Source organism: Brevibacterium sp. SIMBA_078 (assembly GCF_046534565.1).
Lineage (GTDB): Bacteria > Actinomycetota > Actinomycetes > Actinomycetales > Brevibacteriaceae > Brevibacterium.
In genome coordinates this window covers 208,805-232,409 of the sequence record NZ_JAWRYQ010000003.1, presented here as the reverse complement: position 1 = coordinate 232,409, position 23,605 = coordinate 208,805, and the positions used below count along the sequence as shown (strand labels likewise).

Annotated in this window: 22 protein-coding genes; 16 read left to right on the top strand and 6 right to left on the bottom strand. The window is 65.8% G+C overall.

Features of this window, described 5'->3' with window-relative positions; translation table 11 throughout:
* Window positions 1–12: 12 nt before the first annotated feature.
* The 11 genes from SB749_RS12910 to ccsB all read left to right on the top strand — a co-directional run bounded on the left by SB749_RS12910 (window position 13) and on the right by ccsB (window position 12,533).
* Window positions 13–708 carry a redox-sensing transcriptional repressor Rex gene (locus SB749_RS12910; protein ID WP_410710653.1) on the top strand — a complete coding sequence of 232 codons (696 nt, stop codon included), beginning with the start codon at window positions 13–15 and terminating at the stop codon, window positions 706–708.
* Window positions 705–3,182 (top strand): glutamyl-tRNA reductase, encoded by a 2,478-nt coding sequence (gene hemA, locus SB749_RS12905; RefSeq protein ID WP_410710652.1) that lies wholly within the window; start codon window positions 705–707, stop codon window positions 3,180–3,182. The genes SB749_RS12910 and hemA overlap by 4 nt, the downstream gene beginning before the upstream one ends.
* Complete coding sequence (locus SB749_RS12900) at window positions 3,179–4,783, top strand: uroporphyrinogen-III synthase (protein ID WP_410710651.1); 1,605 nt, start codon at window positions 3,179–3,181, stop codon at window positions 4,781–4,783. The genes hemA and SB749_RS12900 overlap by 4 nt, the downstream gene beginning before the upstream one ends.
* Before the next feature lies 1 nt (window position 4,784).
* The gene (hemB, locus tag SB749_RS12895) at window positions 4,785–5,813 is read left to right on the top strand and encodes a porphobilinogen synthase (protein WP_410710650.1); all 1,029 of its coding nucleotides are present in this window, start codon (window positions 4,785–4,787) and stop codon (window positions 5,811–5,813) included.
* Window positions 5,813–6,280, top strand: a complete 468-nt coding sequence (locus SB749_RS12890; protein ID WP_410710649.1) for a MarR family winged helix-turn-helix transcriptional regulator — start codon at window positions 5,813–5,815, stop codon at window positions 6,278–6,280. Before hemB ends, SB749_RS12890 begins: the two co-directional genes overlap by 1 nt.
* A gap of 69 nt (window positions 6,281–6,349) precedes the next feature.
* The gene (gene hemL / locus SB749_RS12885) at window positions 6,350–7,711 is read left to right on the top strand and encodes a glutamate-1-semialdehyde 2,1-aminomutase (protein ID WP_173156343.1); all 1,362 of its coding nucleotides are present in this window, start codon (window positions 6,350–6,352) and stop codon (window positions 7,709–7,711) included.
* Window positions 7,708–8,349 (top strand): histidine phosphatase family protein, encoded by a 642-nt coding sequence (locus SB749_RS12880; RefSeq protein ID WP_410710648.1) that lies wholly within the window; start codon window positions 7,708–7,710, stop codon window positions 8,347–8,349. Before hemL ends, SB749_RS12880 begins: the two co-directional genes overlap by 4 nt.
* The gene (locus SB749_RS12875) at window positions 8,346–8,945 is read left to right on the top strand and encodes a TlpA family protein disulfide reductase (protein ID WP_410710647.1); all 600 of its coding nucleotides are present in this window, start codon (window positions 8,346–8,348) and stop codon (window positions 8,943–8,945) included. Before SB749_RS12880 ends, SB749_RS12875 begins: the two co-directional genes overlap by 4 nt.
* Complete coding sequence (locus tag SB749_RS12870) at window positions 8,942–9,706, top strand: cytochrome c biogenesis CcdA family protein (RefSeq protein ID WP_139468605.1); 765 nt, start codon at window positions 8,942–8,944, stop codon at window positions 9,704–9,706. The genes SB749_RS12875 and SB749_RS12870 overlap by 4 nt, the downstream gene beginning before the upstream one ends.
* Complete coding sequence (locus tag SB749_RS12865) at window positions 9,706–11,373, top strand: cytochrome c biogenesis protein ResB (protein WP_410710646.1); 1,668 nt, start codon at window positions 9,706–9,708, stop codon at window positions 11,371–11,373. The genes SB749_RS12870 and SB749_RS12865 overlap by 1 nt, the downstream gene beginning before the upstream one ends.
* A 155-nt stretch (window positions 11,374–11,528) precedes the next feature.
* Complete coding sequence (ccsB, locus tag SB749_RS12860; protein ID WP_410710645.1) at window positions 11,529–12,533, top strand: c-type cytochrome biogenesis protein CcsB; 1,005 nt, start codon at window positions 11,529–11,531, stop codon at window positions 12,531–12,533.
* 363 nt (window positions 12,534–12,896) lie between these two features.
* Here ccsB and SB749_RS12855 read toward each other — a convergent pair whose 3' ends face one another.
* Window positions 12,897–13,340, bottom strand: a complete 444-nt coding sequence (locus SB749_RS12855; RefSeq protein ID WP_410710644.1) for a PLD nuclease N-terminal domain-containing protein — start codon at window positions 13,338–13,340, stop codon at window positions 12,897–12,899.
* A gap of 84 nt (window positions 13,341–13,424) precedes the next feature.
* On the opposite strand from SB749_RS12855, the gene SB749_RS12850 reads away from it, so the two are divergent.
* On the top strand, window positions 13,425–13,715 hold the full coding sequence (locus tag SB749_RS12850) for a DUF4229 domain-containing protein (protein ID WP_101546796.1): 291 nt from the start codon (window positions 13,425–13,427) through the stop codon (window positions 13,713–13,715).
* A 137-nt stretch (window positions 13,716–13,852) separates the two neighbouring features.
* Here the strand turns inward: SB749_RS12850 and SB749_RS12845 are convergent, their stop codons facing one another.
* On the bottom strand, window positions 13,853–14,785 hold the full coding sequence (locus SB749_RS12845; protein ID WP_410710643.1) for a 1,4-dihydroxy-2-naphthoate polyprenyltransferase: 933 nt from the start codon (window positions 14,783–14,785) through the stop codon (window positions 13,853–13,855).
* A 38-nt stretch (window positions 14,786–14,823) separates the two neighbouring features.
* Window positions 14,824–16,077, bottom strand: coding sequence for an AMP-binding protein (locus SB749_RS12840; RefSeq protein ID WP_410710642.1), 1,254 nt, complete (start codon window positions 16,075–16,077; stop codon window positions 14,824–14,826).
* A 334-nt stretch (window positions 16,078–16,411) separates the two neighbouring features.
* On the opposite strand from SB749_RS12840, the gene SB749_RS12835 reads away from it, so the two are divergent.
* Both SB749_RS12835 and SB749_RS12830 read left to right on the top strand, forming a co-directional pair.
* Entirely contained in the window at window positions 16,412–16,906 is a 495-nt protein-coding gene (locus tag SB749_RS12835; RefSeq protein WP_410710641.1) for a DUF2975 domain-containing protein, read from the top strand.
* Window positions 16,906–17,112 carry a helix-turn-helix domain-containing protein gene (locus SB749_RS12830; RefSeq protein ID WP_173156356.1) on the top strand — a complete coding sequence of 69 codons (207 nt, stop codon included), beginning with the start codon at window positions 16,906–16,908 and terminating at the stop codon, window positions 17,110–17,112. Before SB749_RS12835 ends, SB749_RS12830 begins: the two co-directional genes overlap by 1 nt.
* A 107-nt stretch (window positions 17,113–17,219) precedes the next feature.
* Here the strand turns inward: SB749_RS12830 and SB749_RS12825 are convergent, their stop codons facing one another.
* Window positions 17,220–18,140, bottom strand: coding sequence for a 1,4-dihydroxy-2-naphthoyl-CoA synthase (locus SB749_RS12825; protein ID WP_410710640.1), 921 nt, complete (start codon window positions 18,138–18,140; stop codon window positions 17,220–17,222).
* Between the two features lie 112 nt (window positions 18,141–18,252).
* On the opposite strand from SB749_RS12825, the gene SB749_RS12820 reads away from it, so the two are divergent.
* A complete protein-coding gene (locus tag SB749_RS12820; RefSeq protein ID WP_410710639.1) occupies window positions 18,253–19,413 on the top strand; it encodes an o-succinylbenzoate synthase in 1,161 nt (386 codons plus the stop codon).
* A 52-nt stretch (window positions 19,414–19,465) separates the two neighbouring features.
* On the opposite strand, the gene SB749_RS12815 is transcribed toward SB749_RS12820, so the two are convergent.
* Window positions 19,466–20,176 carry a hypothetical protein gene (locus tag SB749_RS12815; RefSeq protein WP_410710638.1) on the bottom strand — a complete coding sequence of 237 codons (711 nt, stop codon included), beginning with the start codon at window positions 20,174–20,176 and terminating at the stop codon, window positions 19,466–19,468.
* 15 nt (window positions 20,177–20,191) lie between these two features.
* Window positions 20,192–21,763, bottom strand: coding sequence for an alpha/beta hydrolase (locus SB749_RS12810; RefSeq protein ID WP_410710637.1), 1,572 nt, complete (start codon window positions 21,761–21,763; stop codon window positions 20,192–20,194).
* 59 nt (window positions 21,764–21,822) lie between these two features.
* On the opposite strand from SB749_RS12810, the gene menD reads away from it, so the two are divergent.
* The gene (gene menD / locus SB749_RS12805; protein WP_410710636.1) at window positions 21,823–23,595 is read left to right on the top strand and encodes a 2-succinyl-5-enolpyruvyl-6-hydroxy-3-cyclohexene-1-carboxylic-acid synthase; all 1,773 of its coding nucleotides are present in this window, start codon (window positions 21,823–21,825) and stop codon (window positions 23,593–23,595) included.
* Window positions 23,596–23,605: the final 10 nt, after the last annotated feature.

Below are 23,605 nucleotides of genomic sequence, written 5' to 3'. Positions count from 1 at the left end.
TGAGGCGGATTCGTGGGCGAGATTCTGTCCGCCAACAGGATTGAGGGTGTCGTTCGCAAGGACGTACCCGAGCGCGTGATATCCCGACTCCCGATCTATCTGCAGACCGTCGAGACGATTGCCGCCACCGGCCAGGACACAGTTTCGTCGGAGGACCTTGCCGCCCGCAGCGGTGTGTCCCCGTCTATTCTGCGCAAAGACCTGTCCCAGCTGGGACGATCGGGAACCCGCGGGGTCGGCTACTCCTGTCCGGAGCTGGCCGCGACCCTGCGGACGTTCCTCGGCCTCGACCTCGACCGCCGCGTCGCCATCATCGGCGCCGGACGGCTCGGCTCGGCACTGGCCGACTACGCCGGATTCCGTCGGCGCGGCCTGCGCCTGACCGCCGTCTTCGACATCGACGAGGAGAAGATCGGCACCTCCATCGGCGCCCTGACCGTCTCTTCCCTGGACGACCTTCCCGCCTGGTCCGAAGACATCGACCTGGTGGTCATGGCCGTCCCCGCGGCCGCGGCACCCGCGGCGGCCCAGAAGGCCGTCGAAGCAGGTGTGCGCGGCATTCTCAACTTCTCACCCACCGTGCTCGACGCACCGGATACCGTGCGTGTCCATCAAGTCGACTTGGCCAGTGAGCTGCAAGTACTCGCATACTATTCGGCGCTGGACACGGCACCGCTCAACCCTGGTTTTGAGGAGCACAGGAATTGACTCTCTTGGTTCTCGGCATTTCACATCAGTCGGCTCCGATCGACATGCTCGATCGAATGGCCTTCGGCGCCGGTGAGGTCGGCACTCTGCGACGGGACGCCTTGGCCGGAGAGAACATCGAGGGACTCGCCGTGCTCTCGACGTGCAATCGTCTCGAACTCATCGCCGACGTCTCCGCCTTCCACGGAGGACTGGCCGACCTCGGCAACGCGCTCGTGTCGTCGATCGACAAAGAATGGTCCGATATCGCCGGGCACTTCTACGCCCACTACGACCACCAGGCGATGGAGCACCTGCTCAAGGTCGCCTGCGGACTCGACTCCATGGCTATCGGCGAAGCCCAGATCCTCGGTCAGCTCCGGACGGCGTTCACGGAATCGCAGTCGGACAAGGCGCTGACCTCCGAACTCTCCCAGGCGCTGCAGCAGGCGCTGCGTGTGGGCAAGCGCGCGCATTCGGAGACCGACCTCGGTGACGTCGCCCGGTCCCTGTTCGGTGCAGGCATCGAAGCATCGGCCGCGCACATCGGGTCCCTGCGTGCCGCGAATGCACTGGTCATCGGCGCCGGAGCCATGTCGGGCCTCGTCGTGTCCGGACTGCACAAGGAAGGCGTCGCCCACATCACCGTGCTCAACCGGACGCTCGACAAGGCCGAACGCCTCGTCGCCGAGGTGGGCGGACGTGCCCGTGAACTCACTCCGCGCATCATGGCCGAGGAGATCGCCGACGCCGACCTCATCGTCTCCTGCACCGGCGCCCGCGGAGTCGTCGTCAGCCGCGACGACATCGTCGCCGGACTCTCGCAGAACCCGAAGGGCGCAGCGAACAAGGCCTTCATCGACCTCGCCCTGCCGCACGACATCGACCCCAGCGTCCGCGAGTTCGAACATGTCGCCCTCTTCGGCCTCGGCGAGATCCGCGAACTCCTGCGCGGCTCCGACAAGGAACGCGACGCGAAGGTCGTGAGCACTGTCGAAGAGGTGCGCTCCATCATCGCCGCCGAGCTGGAGAACATCGCCACCGGCAACAAGGAGCGCTCGGTCGCTCCCACCGTGACCGCTCTGCGCTCCCATGCCAAAGATGTGCTCGCCTCCGAGACCCAGCGCCTGGAGAAGAAGCTCGGTGACTCCGTCGACGAAAAGGCGTTCGCCGAGATCCGCAAATCCCTGCACCGGGTGGCGGAGAAGCTCATCCACACCCCGACCGTGAAGGTCAAGGAACTCGCTGTGACCGAATCCGAGGTCGACTACGCTCAGGCGCTCATGCAGCTCTTCGACCTGCCGGTCAACAAGGTCGCCCACGCCAAGACCACTCCGGAGACGAAGGTCGCGAAGGCCGCCAGCGCGCATCATGTCGAGGCCGACGGCATCCGCCCGGTCGCCGATCACACCCTCGACATCGTCGAACCCGAACACTTCACCGGCCGCACCGTGCGTCTGGGCACCCGCCGGTCGCAGCTGGCCCGCTCCCAATCCACGGCGATCGCCCACCAGATCGCGGCTCTGACCGGCTGGCGTGTCGAGATCGTCGAGGTCGTCACCGAGGGCGATGTCAACATGTCGCCCCTGGCCGGTTTCGGCGGCACCGGAGTCTTCGTCTCCGCCGTCCGACAGGCCCTCCACCAGGGCAAGATCGATCTGGCCGTGCACTCGCTCAAGGACCTGCCCACCACCCCCGAGGCGGGAATCCAGATGGCTGCCATCCCGCCGCGCGTCGACCCGGCCGATGTCCTCATCGGCCGTGACGGGCTGAGCCTGAACGACCTGCCCTCCGGATCCGTCATCGGCACCGGTTCGCCGCGTCGTGCCGTTCAGCTGCGCGCCGCACGCCCCGATATCGAGGTCCGCGGAGTGCGCGGAAACGTCGACACCCGCATCGCCCATGTCCGCGACGGCCGCCTCGACGCCGTCGTTCTCGCCGCCGCCGGAGTGCGTCGCATCGGGCGCCTGGCCGAAGCCACCGATGCGCTCAACTTCGATGTCATGCTCCCGGCTCCGGGCCAGGGAGCCCTGGCGATCGAGACGCGCAGTGCCGACAGCGCCTTCGCCACCACCGCGGACATCCTCGACGGCGACGCCGAGGTGCGGGCGGCCCTGCGCCGGATCCACGACCAGACGACCGACCTCGCCGTGACCTGCGAGCGCGCGATCCTCTCCCGTGCCGAAGCCGGCTGCTCGGCCCCGATCGGCGCGCTGGCGAAGATCGAGGGCACGGAGTTCATCGTCGACGCCGTGATGGCCGATGACGACGGCAAGCTCGCCCGCACGCGGCAGAGCACCGAGCTGCCCGCCCTGCTCGACGTCGACTGGAGCAGCACCGGCGAGCAGCAGCTGTCGGTGACCGCGAAGGAACTCGCCCGTATCGCCGACGAACTCGGCACCGCAGCGGCCGAGGATCTTCTGGGACGCCTCGGCATCGACCCGGCCGTCAGCGCCGAACACCTCACCCCCGTCAAGGCTCAGGAGCAGGGATGAACAGCGAACCGACAACGGGCCAGGTGCAGCCGCGTCGACTCCTGCCGGCTGCTCCGCGCGTCGTCTTCATCGGCAGCGGACCCGGCGAATCGGGTCTGATGACGATGCGCGGCGCCGAGATCCTCGCCACCGCCGAAACCGTCGTCTATGACGCCGATGTGCACTCCGAGATCGTCACCGCCTATGTGCCGCAGGCCGCAACGCTCATCGATGCCGCCGACCTCGGAGTCGCCGCCTCGACCCGCGGTCGCCGCATGGCCGAACTCGCCCGCCCGGACAAGACCGTGGTGCGGCTGAGCTCGGACGACGGAATCATCTTCACCACCACGACAGCGGAAGCCGGAGTCTGCCGCAAGGAACAGGTCGAGGTCGAAATCGTGCCCGGAGTGGGACTCTCCGCCTCGACGGCGGCCTTCACCGGAACGGCTCTGACGACCAACCGCGTCCGGTCGGTGCGCTTCATCGAAGCAGGACCGCAGACCCATGTCGACGTCTCCCGCCACCGGAACACGACCCATGTGCTCACCGGCAGCGCAGCCGCCCACGAACAGGCCATCGAAGCCCTGCTCTCCGACGGCTGGGACGAGGACACGAAGGTTCTCCTCGGGTGGGGGATCTCCACCATCGAGCAGACGAGCGTGGAGACGACTTTGCAGCAGGCGCTGTCCATGGCGCAGACAGGTTCGGATCGTATGGTGGTGATCATGGGGCAGGGAGTGGAATCCAGAGGAGAGCTCAGCTGGTTCGAATCCAAACCGCTCTTCGGCTGGCAGGTGCTCATCCCGCGGACGAAGGAACAGGGCACCTCCACGGCAGAGGCTCTGGCCGAACTCGGCGCCGTCGGCACCGTCGTGCCGACGATCGCCGTTCAGCCGCCGCGCACACCGACCCAGATGGAGAAGGCGATCCGCGGCCTCGTCGACGGATCCTATGAATGGGTCGGATTCACTTCGGTCAACGCCGTGCGTGCCGTGCGTATGTGGTTCGAAGACTTCGGACTCGACTCCCGTTCGATGGCCGGCGTCAAGGTCGCCGCCGTGGGTGGTCGCACCGCGGCAGCGCTGGTCGACTGGGGGATCACTCCCGACCTCGTCCCCGACGGCGAACACTCCGCACGCGGGCTGGCCGCGGCCTGGCCGGACTTCGTCGATGACATCGACCCGATGAACACGGTTCTCCTGCCTCGTGCCGATATCGCCACCGAGGTGCTTGTGGCCGGGCTGCTGGAGAAGGGGTGGGACCCCGACGACGTCACAGCCTACCGCACCGTGCGCGCCTCCCCGCCGCCGGCTCCGATCCGCGAGTCGATCAAGGCCGGCGACTTCGACGCCTTCCTCTTCACCTCCTCATCGACGGTGCGCAACCTCGTCGGCATCGCTGGCAAACCCGCCCCCACCTCGGTGATCTGTTGCATCGGCCCGGCAACGGCGAACACCGCAGCCGAACACGGACTGCGCGTCGACGTCCTCGCCGAGGAAGCCAACCTCACCTCGCTTATCGACGGTCTCGTCGAATTCGCACTCACCCAGCGCGCCGAAGACGTGGAAGCCGGGATCTCTCCGCAGCGTCCGAGTCAGAAGCGCCGCAGAAGGAAGGCCTGACATGTCATTGGTTCCCGGAACCGTCCGTCCCCGTCGGCTGCGGTCGACCCCGGCCCTGCGCCGCCTCGTCTCCGAGGTGCGACTCCACCCAACCGAGCTCATCCTGCCGATGTTCGTCAAGGAGGGCCTGAGCGAACCACTGCCGCTGGGCGGAATGCCCGGAGTCGTCCAGCACACGATGGGCTCCCTGCTCGAGGCCGCCCGGGAAGCGGTGGCGGCCGGAGTCGGCGGACTCATGCTCTTCGGCATTCCCGAATACAAGGATGAGATCGGCTCACAGGCCGATGACCCCGACGGCATCCTCAACCGGGCGCTGTCGCTGCTGGCCGACGAATTCGGCGATGACACCGTGATCATGGCGGACCTGTGCCTCGACGAATTCACCTCCCACGGCCACTGCGGAGTCCTCGACGAGGACGGTGCGGTCGATAACGACGCCACCCTCGACCGCTACGCCTCGATGGCGCTGGCCCAGGCCCGCGCGGGAGCTCACGTGCTCGGCCTGTCCGGCATGATGGACGGTCAGGTCGCCTACTGCCGCGAAGCTCTCGATGCCGCCGGATTCACCGACGTCGTCGTCATGGGCTACACCGCGAAGTACGCCTCCGCCTTCTACGGTCCCTTCCGCGAAGCCGTCGATTCCGAGCTCAAGGGCGACCGCAAGACCTACCAGCAGGATCCCGCGAACGGTCGCGAAGCGCTGCGCGAACTCGGCCTCGACCTGGCCGAAGGCGCCGATATCGTCATGGTCAAGCCGGGGCTGCCGTATCTCGACGTACTCGCCGAGGTGGCTCAGGAGTCCATAGTGCCAGTGTGGACCTACCAGGTGTCCGGAGAGTACGCGATGATCGAATTCGCGGCCGCCGCCGGAGCCATCGACCGGGAGAAGGCGATCGAGGAATCTCTCATTGCCTTCAAACGTGCCGGATCCGATGCGATCCTCACCTACTGGGCCACCGAGGTCGCCCAGCGCCTCCAGTCCGAGGCCGCAGGCCATCTGACCAAGCGCAGTGCCGACGGAGGCCGGTGATGACCGAGCCTCGCTGGCTCTCGGCGGTCGACCAGAGAGCCTGGCGCAGCTACCTCAACGGCTCTCAGCTGCTCAGCACACAGCTGGACAAGGAGCTGCGTGAGAAGCACGGCATCGGCCTGCCCGAATACGAAATCCTCGTGCGTCTGTCCGAACACGACGACCGGACGATGCGAATGGCGCTGCTGGCCACCGATACGACCATGTCCCGATCCCGGCTGACCCACTGCGTCGCCCGAATGGAGAAGCGCGGACTGCTCGAGCGTTCCGCCATCCCCGAGGACGGCCGTGGGGTCAACTGCGTGATGACCGAGGCCGGATGGCAGCTGCTGCAGGCCGCGGCCCCCGACCATGTCGCCGGAGTCCGCAGCCACCTCGTCGATCTCCTCGACCCCGAGGAGATGGAGACCCTGGGCCGGATCTTCACCAAAGTCTTCGACCATATGACAGACATCGACGGCTCCTGAGCCGTCCCCACGCGTAACTGAGAACGATCCCGGGACGATACCCGACCCGCGAAGAATCAGAGGAGAACCATGACGACAGCAGAGACGAACGGTCACACCACCGATCGGTCCGCCGCCCTGTTCACCCGCGCCGAGGCGGTCATCCCCGGTGGAGTGAACTCCCCGGTCCGCGCGTTCAAGGCCGTCGGCGGCACCCCCCGTTTCATCACCGAGGCGACCGGCGCGTGGCTGCGCGACGCCGACGGCAACGACTACATCGACCTCATCGGGTCCTGGGGTCCGATGATCATGGGCCACTCCCGCCCCGAGGTCGTCGCCGCCGTCCAGGAAGCCGCCGTGAAGGGGTTCTCCTTCGGCACGCCGTCGACCGGTGAGGTCGAACTCGCCGAGGAGATCGTTCGCCGCGTCGATCCCGTCGACCAGGTCCGCCTCGTGTCCTCGGGCACCGAGGCGACGATGTCGGCGATCCGTCTGGCCCGCGGTTACACGGGACGGTCCAAGGTCGTGAAGTTCGCCGGCTGCTACCACGGTCACGTCGACTCGCTGCTGGCCCAGGCCGGCTCCGGACTGGCCACGTTCTCTCTGCCCGACACTCCCGGAGTCACCGGAGCCCAGGCACAGGACACGATCGTCGTCGACTACAACGACGCCGCCGGTCTCGAAGCCGTATTCGCCGAACACGGTGAGGACATCGCCTGCGTCATCACCGAGGCCAGCCCCGGCAATATGGGCGTCGTGCCTCCCCGCGACGGCTTCACGAACACCATCCGACGGCTGACCAAGGCCCACGGTGCGCTGATGATCAGCGACGAAGTGATGACCGGCTTCCGCGTCTCCGCCGCCGGCTGGTACGGCTATGAGTCCGAGACTCTCGGCTACCCAGAGGGCCCGGCCGACCTGTTCACCTTCGGCAAGGTCATGGGCGGCGGCTTCCCGGCAGCGGCCTTCGGCGGTCGCGCCGAGATCATGGCCCACCTCGCCCCCTCCGGCCCCGTCTACCAGGCCGGAACGCTCTCGGGCAATCCGGTGGCCACCGCCGCCGGTCTGGCCACGCTCAAACTGACGACCGAACTCGACGTGTACTCGCACATCGGTCGTGCCGCGGACAGCTTGCGCCCGGCAGTCGCCTCAGCGCTGGAGGCTGAGGGCGTCGCCCACGTCATCCAGTCGGCGAACTCGATGTTCTCCGTGTTCTTCACCGACACCGACGTGACGAACTACGACCAGGCACGGGCTCAGAACGTCGACCGCTACACCGCCTTCTTCAACGCCATGCTCGATCAGGGCATCCATATGCCCCCGAGCGCGTTCGAAGCCTGGTTCCTGTCCTACGCCCACACCGATGAGATCCTCGACCGGATCATCAGCGCACTGCCAGCCGCGGCCAAAGCCGCGGCCGCGGTTCCGGAGGCCGGGAAGGCGCAGTCATGACCACCATCCACCTCGTCCGCCACGGCGAAGTCGACAACCCCGACGGCATCCTCTACGGACGTCTGCCGCATTTCGGTCTCACCGAACGGGGACACGAAATGGCAGTGCGCGTGGCCGAGCACTTCCACGCTGCGCCCACTCGTCCGGTCGAACTCGTCGCCTCCCCGCTGCTGCGGGCACAGCAGACGATTCGTCCGCTGTCGAAGTCTCTTGACCTGCCGGTCTTCGACGACGACCGGGTCATCGAGGCGGCGAATTCCTTCGAGGGACAGAAGCTGGATGCTCGTCGGCTGGCCGAGCCGAGGAACCTGGTGCGCCTGTACAACCCGCTCACTCCGTCCTGGGGAGAGCCGTACAAGCAGATCGTGCTGCGCATGCGGGCCGCGATGGCCAGTCTGAGAGCCAAGCTCGTCCTCCACGGTCCGGACGCCGAAGGAGTCATCGTCTCCCACCAGCTGCCGATCTGGATGACGCGCCTGTCGGGGGAGGGACGCTCACTCGTCCACGACCCGCGCAGACGCGAATGTGACCTGGCTTCTATCACCAGTTTCACATTCGATTCCTCCACACTGGTGTCCGTGAGTTATGAGAGCATCTGTGCCGATCTGCAGCCGGGTACCGCGGTGGCGGGAGCATGAGTTTCGGACGCCGTTCCCTCAACCGTCGGGCCCTCTTCACCTCGGCGCTCGCCGCCGGAACGGCCCTGGCGCTCAGCGCCTGCAGCGAGAACGATGAGCTGGCCGATCAGGCCGGATCCGACCAGGGGTACGTCTCCGGTTCGGGAGTCGTCTCGCAGGTGGCGGTCGAGGACCGCGGCGACCCCCTCGATCTGAGCTTCGAGACCCTCGACGGAAAGTCGATGTCCCTGGCCGATCTGCGTCCCACGCCGGTCATCGTCAACCTCTGGTACGCAGCATGCCCTCCGTGCCGGAAGGAAGCCCCGGACCTGAAGTCCGTGTCCGAGGAATTCGGGGACAAGGCCCAGTTCATCGGCGTCAACGTCCGCGATCAAGAGGCTGCGGCCAACGCGTTCATCCAGAACTACCAGGTGCCGTACCCGAACATGCTCGATTCGAACGGTGAGATGGTGTCTCTGCTCTCCGGAGTCCTGCCCCCGCAGGCCACCCCGTCGACGGTGGTCCTCGACGCGAAGGGCCGGGCCGCGGCCAGAGTCGTCGGTGAGATCGATGCCTCGACTCTCAAGGGACTCATCGAGGACGTGCTGGCCGAGTGAGTGGACTCGGGGCGGACTTCGCCCAGACCGTTCTCTCCGGTCCGCTGCTGCTGGCTGCCGGCGCAGCGGCCCTGGCCGGACTCGTCTCGTTCGCCTCCCCGTGTGTGCTGCCCCTGGTTCCCGGCTATGTCGGGTACGTCACCGGGCTGTCCGGTTCTTCGCTGAGGGACAAGCAGACGTGGCGAGTGGTCGTGGGCATCAGCCTGTTCGTCCTCGGCTTCACCGTCGTCTTCGTGCTGCTGGGGACCAGCTTCTCCGCGCTGGGAGCGCTGTTCTCCCAATGGCAGTCGGTCATCCTCCGCGTCCTCGGCGTCATCGTCATCCTCGCTGGTTTCGTGTTCATGGGCGGATTCGGTCTGCTGCAGAACGAACGTCGCATCCGTGCCAGACCGAAGGCCGGGCTCTGGGGTGCACCGGTGCTCGGAGCGACTTTCGCCCTCGGGTGGGCACCCTGTGTGGGACCAACCCTGTCGGCGGTGCTGAGCATGTCGGTGAGCTTCGGCGGTGACGGGATGATCTGGCGCGGAGCGCTGTTGGCCTTCGTCTACTGTCTGGGCCTGGGCATCCCGTTCATCCTCCTGGCGCTGGCGATCCACAAGGGCGCGGGACGACTCGTCTGGGTGCGGAAGCATCAGACCGCGATCGTGCGGGCCGGGGGCATCATGCTCATCATCCTCGGTGTGCTCATGGCCAGCGGCGTATGGAACATGTGGATGACCTCTCTGCAAGGTCTCATCAATGGATTCGAAGTGGTGATCTAGTGGCGGGCTCAACCGAAGGCTCGGAGAAGACGCAGTCGAAATCGGGTGCGAAGACGACGGCGAAGCAGGGAGACAAGCCTGCCGCGAAGTCGACCGTGAACCAGCCGCAGCTCGGGTTCATCGGCATGTGCCGGTGGGCCTGGACCCAGCTGACGACGATGCGTGTGGCACTGATCCTCCTGCTCATCCTCGCCCTCGCCTCGATCCCCGGATCTCTGCTGCCGCAGCGCATCCAGGACCCGGGCCGGGTGAACACCTTCCTGGAGAACAACGGTGCCTGGGGGCAGTTCCTCGACACGATCCAGATGTTCGACGTTTACTCCTCTGTCTGGTTCTCCGCGATCTACCTGCTGCTGATGATCTCCCTCGTCGGCTGCATCATCCCGCGGACGAAGCAGCACTGGAAGGCGATGCGCTCGTCCCCGCCGAAAGCACCGAGGCGGCTGTCCAGGATGCCCGGATACGCCGCCTTCACCTCGGCGCAGGCAGACGCAGAGACCCGTGAGGATGCGGATGAGGCGTTCCTCGACGCGGCGGAGGCCCGGCTGAAGAAGTCCGGGTACCGCATCAACCGGCAGTCCGATCACATCGCCGCCGAACGCGGCTATCTCCGCGAGACCGGCAACCTCGTCTTCCACATCGCGCTGCTCATGGCGACCCTGACGATGGCGATCGGATCGCTGTTCGGCTATGAAGGTCAGCGCATCCTCGTCGAGGGGGAGACGTTCTCGAATTCGCTGGTCTCCTACGATTCCTTCGAACCCGGCTCCTACTACGATGCCGACAATCTGCCGGATTTCCGGCTCAAGCTCGATTCCTTCACCTCGACCTTCGACGATCAGGCGGCGGGCAACCAGTTCGGTCAGCCGCGCACCTTCGATGCGAAGGTGACGACGACGGCGGACGGGAAGACCGAATCGCACGTCCTCAAGGTCAACGAGCCGGTGCGCGTGGGCGGCGTCGGCGTCTATCTCACCGGCAACGGCTACGCCCCCGAAGTGACCGTGCGTGATGCGAAGGGCGATATCGTCCAGTCCGGTCCGCAGGTGTTCATCCCGGACGGCGGGGACCCCGGATACACCTCCGAGGGCGTCATCAAGGTCCCGGACTCGGCCGGCACGCAGATGGGCTTCGTCGGGGTGTTCCTCCCGACGGCCGCACAGAATGAGGACGGTGAGCTGATTTCGAGCTTCGCCGAGCTGCGCAACCCCTACCTCGTGATGAGCGGTTACACCGGCGACCTCGGCCTCGATTCCGGAGTCCCGCAGTCCGTGTACTCCCTCGACGCGGAGAACATGACGGAGATGACCGATGAGTCGGGCAACCCGCTCGTCATCCAGCTCGCCGAGGGGGAGACGCAGAAGCTGCCGAACGGCGGTTCGGTGACCTTCGACGGAGTCAAGAAGTACATCGCCGTCGACATCTCCCAGGACCCGACACAGGCCCTCATGCTCATCAGCGCGATCCTCGTCCTGGCTGGGCTCGGCCTGTCCCTGTTCATTCCCCGCCGACGCGTATGGGTGCGGATCAAGGACGGCGACGCCGAGGTGGCCGCTCTGGCCCGCGGTGAGGATCCGATGGTCGAACGCGCCGTCGATGGCCTGGTCAAGGACCTGCGTGATCCGGAACCCGATGAGGGTGAGCATGGTGACGATGACGAAAGATGAAGCCGAAGTACTACGCGGAGTAGAATAGCCGCGGAGTGCGCGTCGCCGGTGGCTTCGTCACGGAGTCGGCAGGGCGCGCACCGATATATGGTCAGACAGAGAGTCTGGCAGCAGCAGCCTGCGACAGAAGAGCACTTCAGCGGTGCGGAGGATGAATGGACGTCAACACTGACCTCGCAATGTGGTCGAACCAGCTGATCATCTCGGCGATGATCGTCTACGCCGTCGCCATGATCTTCTACGCCTTCGACCTCTTCGGCGCGCGTGAGCTCAAGACCTCCGAAGCTGAGGTCGCCACCTCGGCCAAAGCCGGTACGGTGCGACGGACGAACCGGAAGACGGCGACGACTGCCGTCCTCGATCGACCCGGCGGCGACGACTCCGCGACAGTGAAGTCGTCCCGGAAGAACAAGCACCGCGGAGCCCGCATCGGCACCTCGCTGCTCGTGCTCGCCATGCTGCTGCACGTCGGCGGGGTTCTCACCCGTGCCCTGTCTGTCTCCCGTGTGCCGTGGGGCAACATGATGGAGTATGTCCTCACCGCCACCGCGATCACCGTCATCGTCTTCCTCGTCGTGCTGACGAAGAAGGACGTGCGCTATCTGGGGACGTTCGTCTCCGGGGGAGTCCTGCTGTGCCTGGGACTGGCGATCACCGTCTTCTACACGCCTGCCGCGAAGCTCATCCCGGCGCTGGATTCGTACTGGATCGCCATCCACGTGCCGATCGCGATCCTCTCGACCTCACTCCTCTACATCTCTGCGATCCTCGCAGTCTTCCAGATTCTGAAGAGCGTGCACGAGACCAAGGACCCGAAGTGGCTGCGGTTCCTGCACCGTCTGCCCTCGAGCACTGACCTCGAGCGGATCTCCTACCGGATCGCGGCAGTCGGCTTCATCACCTGGACGTTCACACTCATCGCCGGTGCCATCTGGGCCGAAGTGGCCTGGAGCCGTTACTGGGGCTGGGATTCGAAGGAGATCTGGACGTTCGTCGTCTGGGTCATCTACGCCGCGTACCTGCACGCTCGTGCGACTCGCGGTTGGGGCCCGACGAAGGTGGCCGTGCTCAACCTCATCGGCATCGCCTCGGTGATCTTCAACTTCACCGTCGTGAACATGTACTTCAACGGCCTGCACTCGTACTCCGGGCTCGACTGAAGCGCTGGGTCGCTCTCAAGGCCGCTCTGACGTCCAGCACCGGGAGCCACCGCCTGCACCGGGAACCACCGCGCGCACCGGGAGCCACCGCCTGCACCGGGCGCCATAACTGCTGACGGCCCAGTCTGAGGCGAACAGCCCATGTTTGAAACAGGGCTCTCCGCCTCAGACTGGGCCGTTTGCGTGCTGGTTCGATGCCGTGATCAGGCGGCGGGAGACTGTTTCGGCTCAGTCTGCTCTGAAATCACCACGTTCCTCGGTGTGTAATTCAGAGAAAGCAATGACAATTCGCCGAATCGCAGCGTGGCAACGCACCTGCGGTATCGATGTGGTCGTCGGACAGCGGTGGTGCGGCAGGGGAATTCAGTTCGAGCGGCCGCGGCCGTCGCCCTTGGTGCCCCGGTCGTCGGAGTCGGCTGATGTATCAGCGGAGGAATCCGCGGGATCGCTGTCATCGTCCGGCTCGGCAGAATCGTCGCGCGGAGATTCCTTCTCGTCGTTGTCCTGAGCCGGAGGTGCATGCTTGCCGAGCTTGACTTCGCGATCGACCTGTCGCAGATAGTCTGGATCGTCATCCGGGGCGACCTGACCGCGAGGGCGGGTGCCGCGGTTGGGCTTGTCTTCCGAACCGCGTCCGAACAGATACCAGAGGATGAACCCGAGGACGGGGATGAAGAGGATGATGAGTGCCCATACAGGTTTGGGCAGGACTCGAATCAGACCCCGATCGCGCAACAGGCAATCGAAGAGTCCGTACAGTGTCACCGCTGCCGCCAGGACGATCGCGGCAATGAGTAGTCGAGCCATGCAACAAGGATAGTCCACCAACCTGAGCGCGGCCTCCAGCGGGCGGTGACAAGACTGTCACGATCGGAGGCTAAAATGAGTTCAATGCGCACCTTCTGGCTCTACACACTCGCTCGCTTCGGCCTCATCATCGCCGCCGGCCTCGTTCTGTTCCCGTTCCTCGGCTTCAATCTCGTCATGGCGATCGCCGCTATCATCATCGGCGCGCTGCTGAGCTACCTCTTGCTCGGTAAGATGCGCGCCCAAGCAGCGACCGAGATCGAAGCAAAGGTCGCCAAGCGAGCCTCCAAACCCAAGCGCGTCGGCGCCGATGAAGCGGCAGAAGATGAGATCGTCGAGGAGCGCCTCGGAGAAGACGGCGACCAGTCCAAATGAACTTGTGGCTCAGCCGAATGAGCTGCGGCTCGGCTGAGTCGGCTCAGAACCTAATGAGCTGGGGCCTTTCAGCGCGCTGAGCCTTGGACCACCAGGCGACTGAGCCTTGGAACCCCAGGCGTCAGCACTGAAATGCCTCAGAGCGCCAGACCGAGGCCCATCAGTGCGGAGAAGGCCAAACCGGTCAGTCCAGTGGCTTTGATCGGCGGAATCAGGCCAGGGCCCGTTGTGCCGCTGAGCACCGTCTTGAGTGGGTTGAGTGCTGGGACGAGGGCAAGGATCGCCAAGGCGACGGCCGGATGTCCGTCGAGGATCGCCAGCGCCAGCAACGCGAACGGCAGCAGCACGAGCACCGCATAGGCGATGCGCGCGGCATTGTCGCCCATCCTCACGGCCAGAGTGATCTTGTCTGCCTCGATGTCTGTCGGGATATCGCGGAGGTTGTTGACCATGAGCACAGCCGAGGCCAGAGACCCGATTGACACGGCACCGGCCCAGCCGCTGAGGCTGAGATGACCGACCTGCATCCACATCGTGCCCAAGGTCGCCACGAGTCCGAAGAACACGAACACGAAGACCTCGCCGAGGCCCATATAGCCATAGGGCCGTCTGCCACCGGTGTAGAACCAGGCGGCGGCGACGGCTGCGGCTCCGACGATGAGGAACCACCAGGCCTGTGAGATGAGGATGAGCACGATGCCCGCGACCCCGGCCAGGCCGAAGAAGATGAAGGCGGCCCGTTTGACCTCGTGAGGTTCGGCCAGTCCGGTCGCGGTGAGCCGGACCGGTCCGACACGTTCGTCATCTGTGCCGCGGATGCCGTCGGAGTAGTCGTTGGCGTAGTTCGAGCCGATCTGCAGGCACAGGGAGACGAGGAGAGCGAGGAATCCGCGCAGCAGGATCTGTCCGAAGCTGACGTGGTCGTCCTTGCCCGAGATGTCGTCGAGGATGAAGGCGGTGAATCCGCCGAGCGATCCGATCGCGGCGCCGGTTCCGATGAGGACGGGTGCGAGAGCCAGGGGCAGAGTTCGCAGTCGAGCTCCAGAAATCCACTGGGCGGCATCAGCCATAGTCCTCGCTCACCTTCCTGTCGAATTGTGGAGCCGTCTCATGTTACCGGTAGTTCGCCGGTATGGGTATTCGCATCACGCGCGATGAGATCGGCGGCGATGCGGGCCGCCGCCTGGCGATCGGGTTTGCCGATCGACCGGTTCGGAATCTCGGCGACCGGGAAGACGAGCTGCGGCAGCAGCTGCCCCGTCATCCCGTGATCGAGGGCGTTGAGCCTCTGTGCCGATGCTCGCGGATCCTCGGCTCCGACACCACCTCCGCCGTCGGCGAGGCGGACGAGCGCGACGATCCGTCTGCCCCATTCCTCGTCGGGCACCCAGGTCACGAGCATCTCCTCGATTCCCGCCTTCTGCCAGCTCGGCAGCAGGCCGGTCTCCAGGGCATGCGGGGAGACGTTCGTGCCCCCGGAGACGATGATGTCATCGGCTCGACCGAGCACGCTGAGCACACCGGAATCGATCCGACCCAGATCGCTGGTGTGCATGATCCGCCGTCCCGCCTCGTCGACGGTGAGAGCGGGGGAGTCGACCGGTGTGATCGCTCCGTCGGCGCCGATCTCGACGTAGCCGTCGGCCACGACGGGCCCGGTCAGGTCGATCGTCCCCGCCTCGGTGATGGTCACCTCGACCCCGTCGAAGGGCACCCCGTCATAGACGCAGCCGCCCGCCGTCTCGCTCATCCCGTAGGTCCGCACGATCGCCAGTCCCGCGGCCTCGGCGCGGTCGAGCAGCGATGGTGAGATCGCCGCTCCGCCGAGGAGGATGTGCGAGATCCGTCCGGCCGCCTCGGTGGCGAGGCCGTCCTCGAGGATCCGGTGGAGTTGGGTGGGCACGATCGAGGTGTACGTCGGTCGGTCGCCCGCCAGTTCCACCAGGGCGGTCACCTCGGTGGCGAAGGACTGGGCGGTGAACCTCGCCGAGGCAGCTCTGACCGGGGCGCGGCCCGCCAAGCGGGCGCGCAGTTCGACTTGGAACCCGGCGATGTGGTTGACCGGCAGGCACAGGTGCCAATCGCCGGGCCCGGAGAGGAATCGTTCGGTCGCCCGCGCCGAGGCGGTCAGCGCATCAGCTGACAGGGCCACTGCCTTCGCCGTCCCGGTCGATCCGGAGGTGAAGAGGATGAGGGCCGGGGCTGGACCCTGCCCTGCCCACAGACTGGGTGCCGCCTCGGTGACGGCACCGTCCCGGTCCGATGGAAGGATGAGGATCGAGGTCCCGGCGAGTGCCCGGTCGATGGCCTCGGGCAGCTCGGCGGCTCTGAGCTGACGCCCGTTGACGATCGTCTCGGACACTCAGCTGTACCTGCGGACAGTCTGGCAAGGCGCAGACTGGTGTTGATCGTGTTCGAGCGGTTGAGCTGACCAGGGGTTGTGGTCCTGGTTGCGTTTGCAGAGATTGATCACTTAAAGCTCTTTTGCGGACTCTGTGCGGACTGGCCGGAGGTACTCGATTCTATCGCAATGGGCGCCCCGCGTTGTCAGCGCGGTGGAAGACATGCAACCGGCACCATGTGCGGAGTCGTGACTTCCGCGCCACGTGGATCAAGGCAGCAGATGAAGCCTCGATGAGATCCCCACCTCCGGGATGGCTATTGACAAACGATAGATATCTATCGACAATCGATGTATGACTTCTTTCTTACCACGTCCGCCCTTGTCCCTCATCGTCGCGACAGAGGCTCTCCTGGGCGTAATGTTCGTTGTCGGCCTCGGAGCGGTGTCTTTGTTGCCAGGATTCGCGACAGCTCTCGGGGAAGAGTTTCCGGAGTTCGCGGGCCTTCGTGGTCCACTGCTCGCCCTGGGGATCACGTTCATGGTGGTCGGTCTCATTGCCTTGGCCATGCTGGCGGTGCTCGTCTGCCGTATTTATACCGGTTCCGTGCTCGAGCGCCGGTCGCTTGTCTGGGTCGATGTGCTTGTGGGTGCGTTCGTATTCGCGGCTGTGCTGATCGTTGTGGGATTCGTTGTGATCAGCATCGGACAGGCGGGAAGTCTGTTCCTGGCGATCCTCCAGGTTCTGACGTGCTTGAGTTTCGTGGTGGTTGCCGGCGTCACTCTTGTGCTCAGAACGCTTTTGAACAGTGCGATCGGGATGCGTGCCGAGTTGGCTGCGGTGGTGTGATGGCCATCCACATCACTATCGACCGAATGTTGGTTGAGCGGGGGATGAGCGTCGGCGAGTTCGCGGACGCGATCGGTATCACCCCGGCCAACGTGGCAGTGTTGAAGAATGGGCGTGCGAAAGCGGTGCGTTTATCGACATTGGACGCGATGTGTCGTGTCCTTGAATGCCAGCCTGCTGACTTGCTCCGATACGAGCACGACTGAACCGGGCGAGGATTTGCAACGGGCGACGCATCTGCCAGCAGAGGACCGGAAAAGCTGACGGGCTCAACCGTCGCTCGCCTGTTCTGAAGAGAGGTTTCGACCTGTTCTCAGTAGTACCAGGGGAACGGCGACCAGTCGGGATCGCGCTTTTCGAGGAACGCGTCGCGGCCTTCGACCGCCTCGTCGGTCATATAGCCCAGTCGGGTGGCTTCGCCGGCGAAGACCTGCTGGCCGACGAGTCCGTCGTCGACGAGGTTGAAGGCGAACTTGAGCATGCGCTGCGCGTTCGGGGACTTGCCCAGGATCTCCCGCGCCATCTGGAGGGCCGCGGTCTCGAGATCGGCATGGTCGACGACTTCATTGACGGCTCCCATATCGGCCATCTCCTGCGCGGAGTAGGTGCGGCCCAGGAAGAAGATCTCACGGGCCTTCTTCTGCCCGACCATCTTCGCCAGGTAGGCGGAACCGTAGCCGGCGTCGTAGGAGCCGACATCGGCATCGGTCTGCTTGAACTTCGCGTGTTCGCGTGAGGCGATCGTCATATCGCAGACGACGTGGAGGCTGTGGCCTCCGCCGGCTGCCCAGCCGGGGACGACGGCGATGACGACCTTCGGCATGGTGCGGATGAGGCGCTGGACCTCGAGGATGTGGAGGCGGCCGGCACGCGCCGGATCGACGCTCTCACGGGTCTCACCGGAGGCGTACTGGTAGCCGGAGCGGCCGCGGATGCGCTGGTCGCCGCCGGAGCAGAACGCCCAACCGCCGTCCTTCTCGCTCGGGCCGTTGCCGGTGAGCAGCACAGCGCCGACGTCGGAGGTCTGGCGGGCGTGGTCGAGGGCGCGGTAGAGCTCGTCGACGGTGTGGGGACGGAAGGCGTTGCGGACCTCGGGGCGGTCGAAGGCGATGCGCACACAGCCGATGTCCTTGCCGGTGGCGGGGTCGATGGCCCGATGGTAGGTGATATCGGTGAAGTCGAAGCCGGAGACTTCGCGCCAGGCAGAAAGGTCGAAGATGTCAGAAACCGTCATGGCCCCAGCCTAGCGCTTGGTGGTTGTGATGAGGTCCGGGGCCGGGCGGCGGACGGTGAGGTTCCGAACGGCAGGCATCGGTGGCCGGGGCGGCGGGGGTTAGTCTGGGCTCATGGCCGATATCGCACGTTCGCACACTGGCGCACTGGACTCAGAGGCTCCATCTGCCGCACCTCTTGATCTGCCGCAACGCTTCGATGAGGTCATCGAGGACCTGCATGTGGTGCGGCTGCCGATGGTCACCCGGTTCAGGGGGATCACGGAGCGGGAAGTGGCGCTCTTCTCCGGCCCCTCCGGGTGGGCGGAGTTCTCCCCGTTCGTCGAATACGGCACCGAGGAGGCCAGCCGGTGGCTGCGCGCCTCCCTCGAATTCTCCGGGCTGATCCCGCAGAAGACCGCGCTCGCCGAGGCGGCGCCCTCCACCGTTCCCGTGCGCGGTTCCAGTCCGGCCGTGGCGGAGGCGGGGACGACCGGTGAGACCGTCGACGTCAACGGCACCCTGCCCGCCTGTCCACCTGATCAGGTCGCACCGATCCTGTCTCGCTATGACCGGGTCGGCACCGTCAAGGCGAAGGTCGCCGAGCACGGATTCGCCTCCCTCGACGAGGATCTGACACGCCTGCGGGAATTCCGCAGGCTCTGCCCCGAGACGACGCTGCGCCTGGACGCGAATGCCGGATACACGCTCAGCGAGGCCCTTCAAGCTTGTGAGGCATTCGCCGAGTTCGATATCCAATACTTCGAACAGCCGGTTCCCGAGGTCGAGCAGCTGGCCGAACTGCGCGATGAGCTCGCCCTGCGAGGACTGCCGATCATCATCGCCGCCGACGAATCCATCCGCAAAGCCGAGGACCCGCTGCGCGTGGCCGAACTCGGAGCGGCCGAGGTCATCATCGTCAAGGTCCAACCGCTAGGCGGGATCGGTGCCGCCCTCGACGTCATCGGCGCCTCGGGGCTGCCCGCCGTCGTGTCCTCGGCTCTCGAGTCGTCCGTCGGCCTGGCCGCCGGAGCCGAACTCGCCGCGAGACTGCCGCGCACCGACCGCAGCCGGGACATCCTCGGAGATCGGGTGGCCTGCGGACTGGGCACCGGCCGTCTCTTCACCGCCGATGTCGTCGCCGAGGACGAGGCCCTGACTCCGGTCGACGGCGCCATCCCGGTCACGCGAATCGTCCCGGACCCTGACCGCCTGCAGCAGCTGGCGGTGGATCCGGGACGATTCGATTGGTGGGCGCAGCGGCTTCAGAATTGCTGGAGCGCCCTGCGCGGCTGAGCCGACTCCGGCTGAGCCGACTCCGGCTGAGCCGGCCCACGGGTGAACCGGGTCAGCCTGCGTTCTTCACGGCGTCGACGAAGGCACCGGCGGTCTTCGTCACGGTGGCCTCTTCGACATCGGCGATATTGGATACGGCCACGACGTTGTTGCCGACGAGGGCGTAGACCATGCGCAGGTTCATGGCTGTCTGTCCGCCGGCTTCGACGGAGGCGACGATTCCATTGGTGTCGTCTGCCCCGTCGACCTTGGCGTCGAAGGTCTTGTACTTCATCGACATCTCGACGCCGGCGGTCTTGATCTTCACATCGCTGCATTCTTCTGCGATCTTCGAGGCACCCTCGATCTGGGTCTGTGCGCCGTCCAGATCGTCATAGCTCGACAGTGCCGCGGAGAGGATGTTGTCGGTGGAGGTTCCAGCCACCGTAGTGCCTTTGGAGGCGAGGTTGGCGTTGAGGAGGTTCATGGTGATGTCTTTGCATTTGGCCGGTTCGAACTCAGAACTCTCCAGGGCCTTGACTGCCTCACTGGAGGAATTGCCGGCACCGTCGACGGCCTTGAACGACTGACCCTCTGCCTTGGTCGACTCAAGGATCTCCTTGAGCTTCGCCTCATCGAGTTTGCTTGCCTGCGGGGTCTCTTCGGCTGCCGCCTGCGAAGAGTCATTGCCGCCGTCAGCCTGGTCCGGCTTGTCTCCTCCACCCGTGCAGCCGACGAGGGAGAGTCCGGCGAAAAGAGCGATGGCTGGGAGTATGCGTTTCATGGTTGACCTCTCGAGTCAGCGTTCTGAAGAATCAGCGGCCGTCGATTCGCGACCGCTCTCAATATAGACGCCAGCGGGACCGTCCGCGGATTCTGTCTGTGACGGATCTGGAACATCGGCTGTGGGCCGTTCACCATCGACCGCTGCCGCACGGTCGAATGCAGCCGCACCGTGTCTGCGGTCGGTTGCCTCGTCGACCGGCGCCGAGGCGATCCGCACCGTGGTCACCTCGTCCTGTCCCAGCGTGGCGAAGTGAGCGGTGCGTTTTCCCGGGATGATCGGATCGTGCATGGCCGCGGCCAGGCGACCGGTGAGTGTCAGCCGCCCTTTCTTGTCGGCCTTCTGCTGATAGGCATTGCCCCCGCTGGGACCGGACACGCTGATGTCGTAGCGGCGGCCGGGATCGAAGAGACCGGGAGTGCGCACACGGAAGCTGCCGGTCCCGGTCAGAGAGAAGCCGGCGGCGCTGACGGCGTCGAAGCGCACCACCTGCGCGCGACGACGGGAGATCTCCACCCGCCACCCATGGATGTCGAAGAGGGCATGACCGGTGAGGAAGGTGAATTGTCCGCCATCGGCCACCCGATCTGTCCGACGACGATCCGAACTCGCATAGTTGCGCCGCTTGGCGAGGGTCTTCAGCCAGGCTCCGAGTTCCCGTTCCCAGCTCGTCCAGTTGTGCAGGCCGCTGGTGCGCGGAAACCAGGAATGGCGGATGCCGAGGGAGTTGAGACGGGCGGAGAAGCGCTCGCCCTGCGAGCTGATCATCGACTCCAGCAGGTCGCGATCCTTCGCCCCTTCGAGGCTGCCGGAACCGGCGCTGAACCACAGGTCGAGGCTGCGGAGGTTCTCGGCCAGAGCGTACGGGGAATTCGCCAGCCATTCGCTGCGGTCGAGGGCGGGATCGCCGAACAGGCTCAGTGATCGCGCGCCTTCGCGCATCGCGATGATGTCGAAGGCGGGCACGGTCGACAGGGGATCCAAGGGAGAGGAGAACGCGGCGGCCGATCCGTACCTGTCGGGATGCCAGGCCGCGTACTTCATCGCCCCGTACCCGCCCATCGACAGCCCCGCCACCAACTGGCTCGAAGGCGCCCAGTCGACGGAGAAATTCGCCTTGAGGAACGCCGGGATCTCCTCGGTGTGGAAGCGCGGCCAGTCGTGGACCTCGCTGCCGACGGCCAGACGCGAATAGGTTCCTGCCCCGCCGTCGGGCATGACGACGAGGTACGGGGAATCGAGGGTGAGTTCCTCGGCGGAACCGAAATCAGTCCATGAGCGGAAATCATCGCCGCCTCCGTGGAAGAGGTGGATGACGGGGCTGACCTCGGCGGGAATCCCCGGCAGCAGCACACGGACGCCGACGGTGCGGCCGAGTGCGGGGGAGTAGAGGAAGAATTCGCGCAGCCTCGGCGAGAGTTTCCGTTTGTCCCGGATATGCCAGGTCCGGGCATTCTTCCCGCGGGGTTCGGGGCCGAGGAAGGAGGTGGTCTGGTCGCGAGCGGGATAGCGTCCGCGATGGGAGCGGGCCGCGGTCAGAGTGCGGATGGCTCGTGCTCCCATCGCAATGATCAACGAGCGGCGCATTTCTCGAGGTTAGAGGGCGGAGGTGAACCACAGGTGGTCAGGTGGTTGAATATCAGGTGATGTCGAATTCGAGCGCGGTGGCGCAGCAGATTGCCCGAAGCCTGGTCCATGCCGGAGTCAGTGATGTCGTCTTCGCCCCCGGTTCACGGTCCGCCCCCTTGGTCTACGCTCTGGCTCCGCTCGCCGAGGCGGGGCTCATCCGCACGCATGTGCGTGTCGATGAGCGTGATGCCGCTTTCCTCGCCCTCGGCCTGGCCCGCGGTCTGCGTGCGCGCGGCAGTGAGTCCGCCGTGGCTGTCGTGACGACGTCCGGTTCGGCCGTGGCCAATCTCCATCCCGCCGTCCTCGAGGCCTCGTACGGGCACCTGCCGCTGTTGGCGCTCACCGCGGATCGTCCCGCTCGGCTGCGCGGAACTGGAGCCAACCAGACCATCGACGACCAGTCGCAGGTGCTCAGCGATGTCCGTGCCCGTTTTGACGTCCCCGCCGGCGCCACCGCGGAGGCGGTCCACCGAGCGATGTCAGACGCCGTGGCCGCAGCATTGGGATCACTCAGGGACACCGTCACCGAGGCGGCCGGCCCCGTCCAATTCAATGTTCAGTTCGACACCCCCTTGGTTCCCGGCCCGGAGGAGCTGGACACGTGGAAGAACGAGATCGGCGAGCTGGTTGGGAGCGGGGCCGGACAGCGTTCGACCACGACCGCGTCGGGGTCTCGTGCGAGCGTGGAAGTCACCATCACCGAGGGGACCGTCATCGTTGCCGGAGACGCAGGAGGCTATTCGGCCGAAGCTCTGCGCGCGCTCGCCGCTGATCATCTTCTTCCGGTGCTTGCCGAACCTTCGAGCCCGTTGGCCCGCACTTCCGTCGGTCCGTCGACCTCGTCGGCCACCGGAGCGGCAGAAGCGTCGAATGTCGTGCCCGCCCATGCTCGTGTGCTCAGCGAACACCCCGAGCTGCGCGGGGCGATCCGCACCGTCATGGTCCACGGAAAACCGACCCTGACCAGGCCCGTCGCCGCACTGCTCGCAGACGACACCGTGACCGTGCAGCGCATTCCCGACGCCGTCGACTTGTTCGATCTGGCCGTCCGCGACGAGAGGATCGTCGCGGACGACGTGACGGCGGCGGGCGAGACGCAGGGCGCCGCCGCCTCGGGGCGGGCCTGGGTGCGCGCCTGGATCGCCGCCGGGACGTCCCTGGTCGCCGCCGCACGAACAGAGCGGTCTGCGGAACGATCCTCGGCACCGAGCAGGAGAGAGAACCCGGGGGCCGCCTCGGCGAGGGAATTCCAGGCGACCGCTCGGAGGGTCACTGAGCATTTGGCCGCCCAGGACATCACACTCTTCGTGGCCAGCTCGAACTCGGTGCGCTATCTCAGCGACGCCACCGACAGCCGCGCCCGCATCCACGCATCACGCGGACTCGCCGGAATCGACGGACTGGTTTCGACGGCGACAGGACTGTCGTTGGGGCTGGGGGAGCCGGTCGTCCTGCTCATCGGTGATATCGCCATGCTCCACGACATCGGCGGACTGCTCACCCCGAGCGCCGAGGACGCCGGGGAGGTGACGATCGTCGTGCTCAACGACGACGGGGGAGCGATCTTCTCCGGACTCGAACATTCCCAGCCCCATCTCGAAGGTTTCCTGGAACGATATTTCACCGTCCCCCACGGTCGCGGTTTCGCCGACCTCGCTGGAGGCTACGGATGGGATCACGAACAGGTGACCAGCGCAGAGGAATTTGAAACGGCTCTCGGCACGATCGACGGTCAGCGAAACGCAGGTGTCCGGCGGATCATCGAGGTGACCGAACCGCAGCGGCAGTAGGACCGTCCGC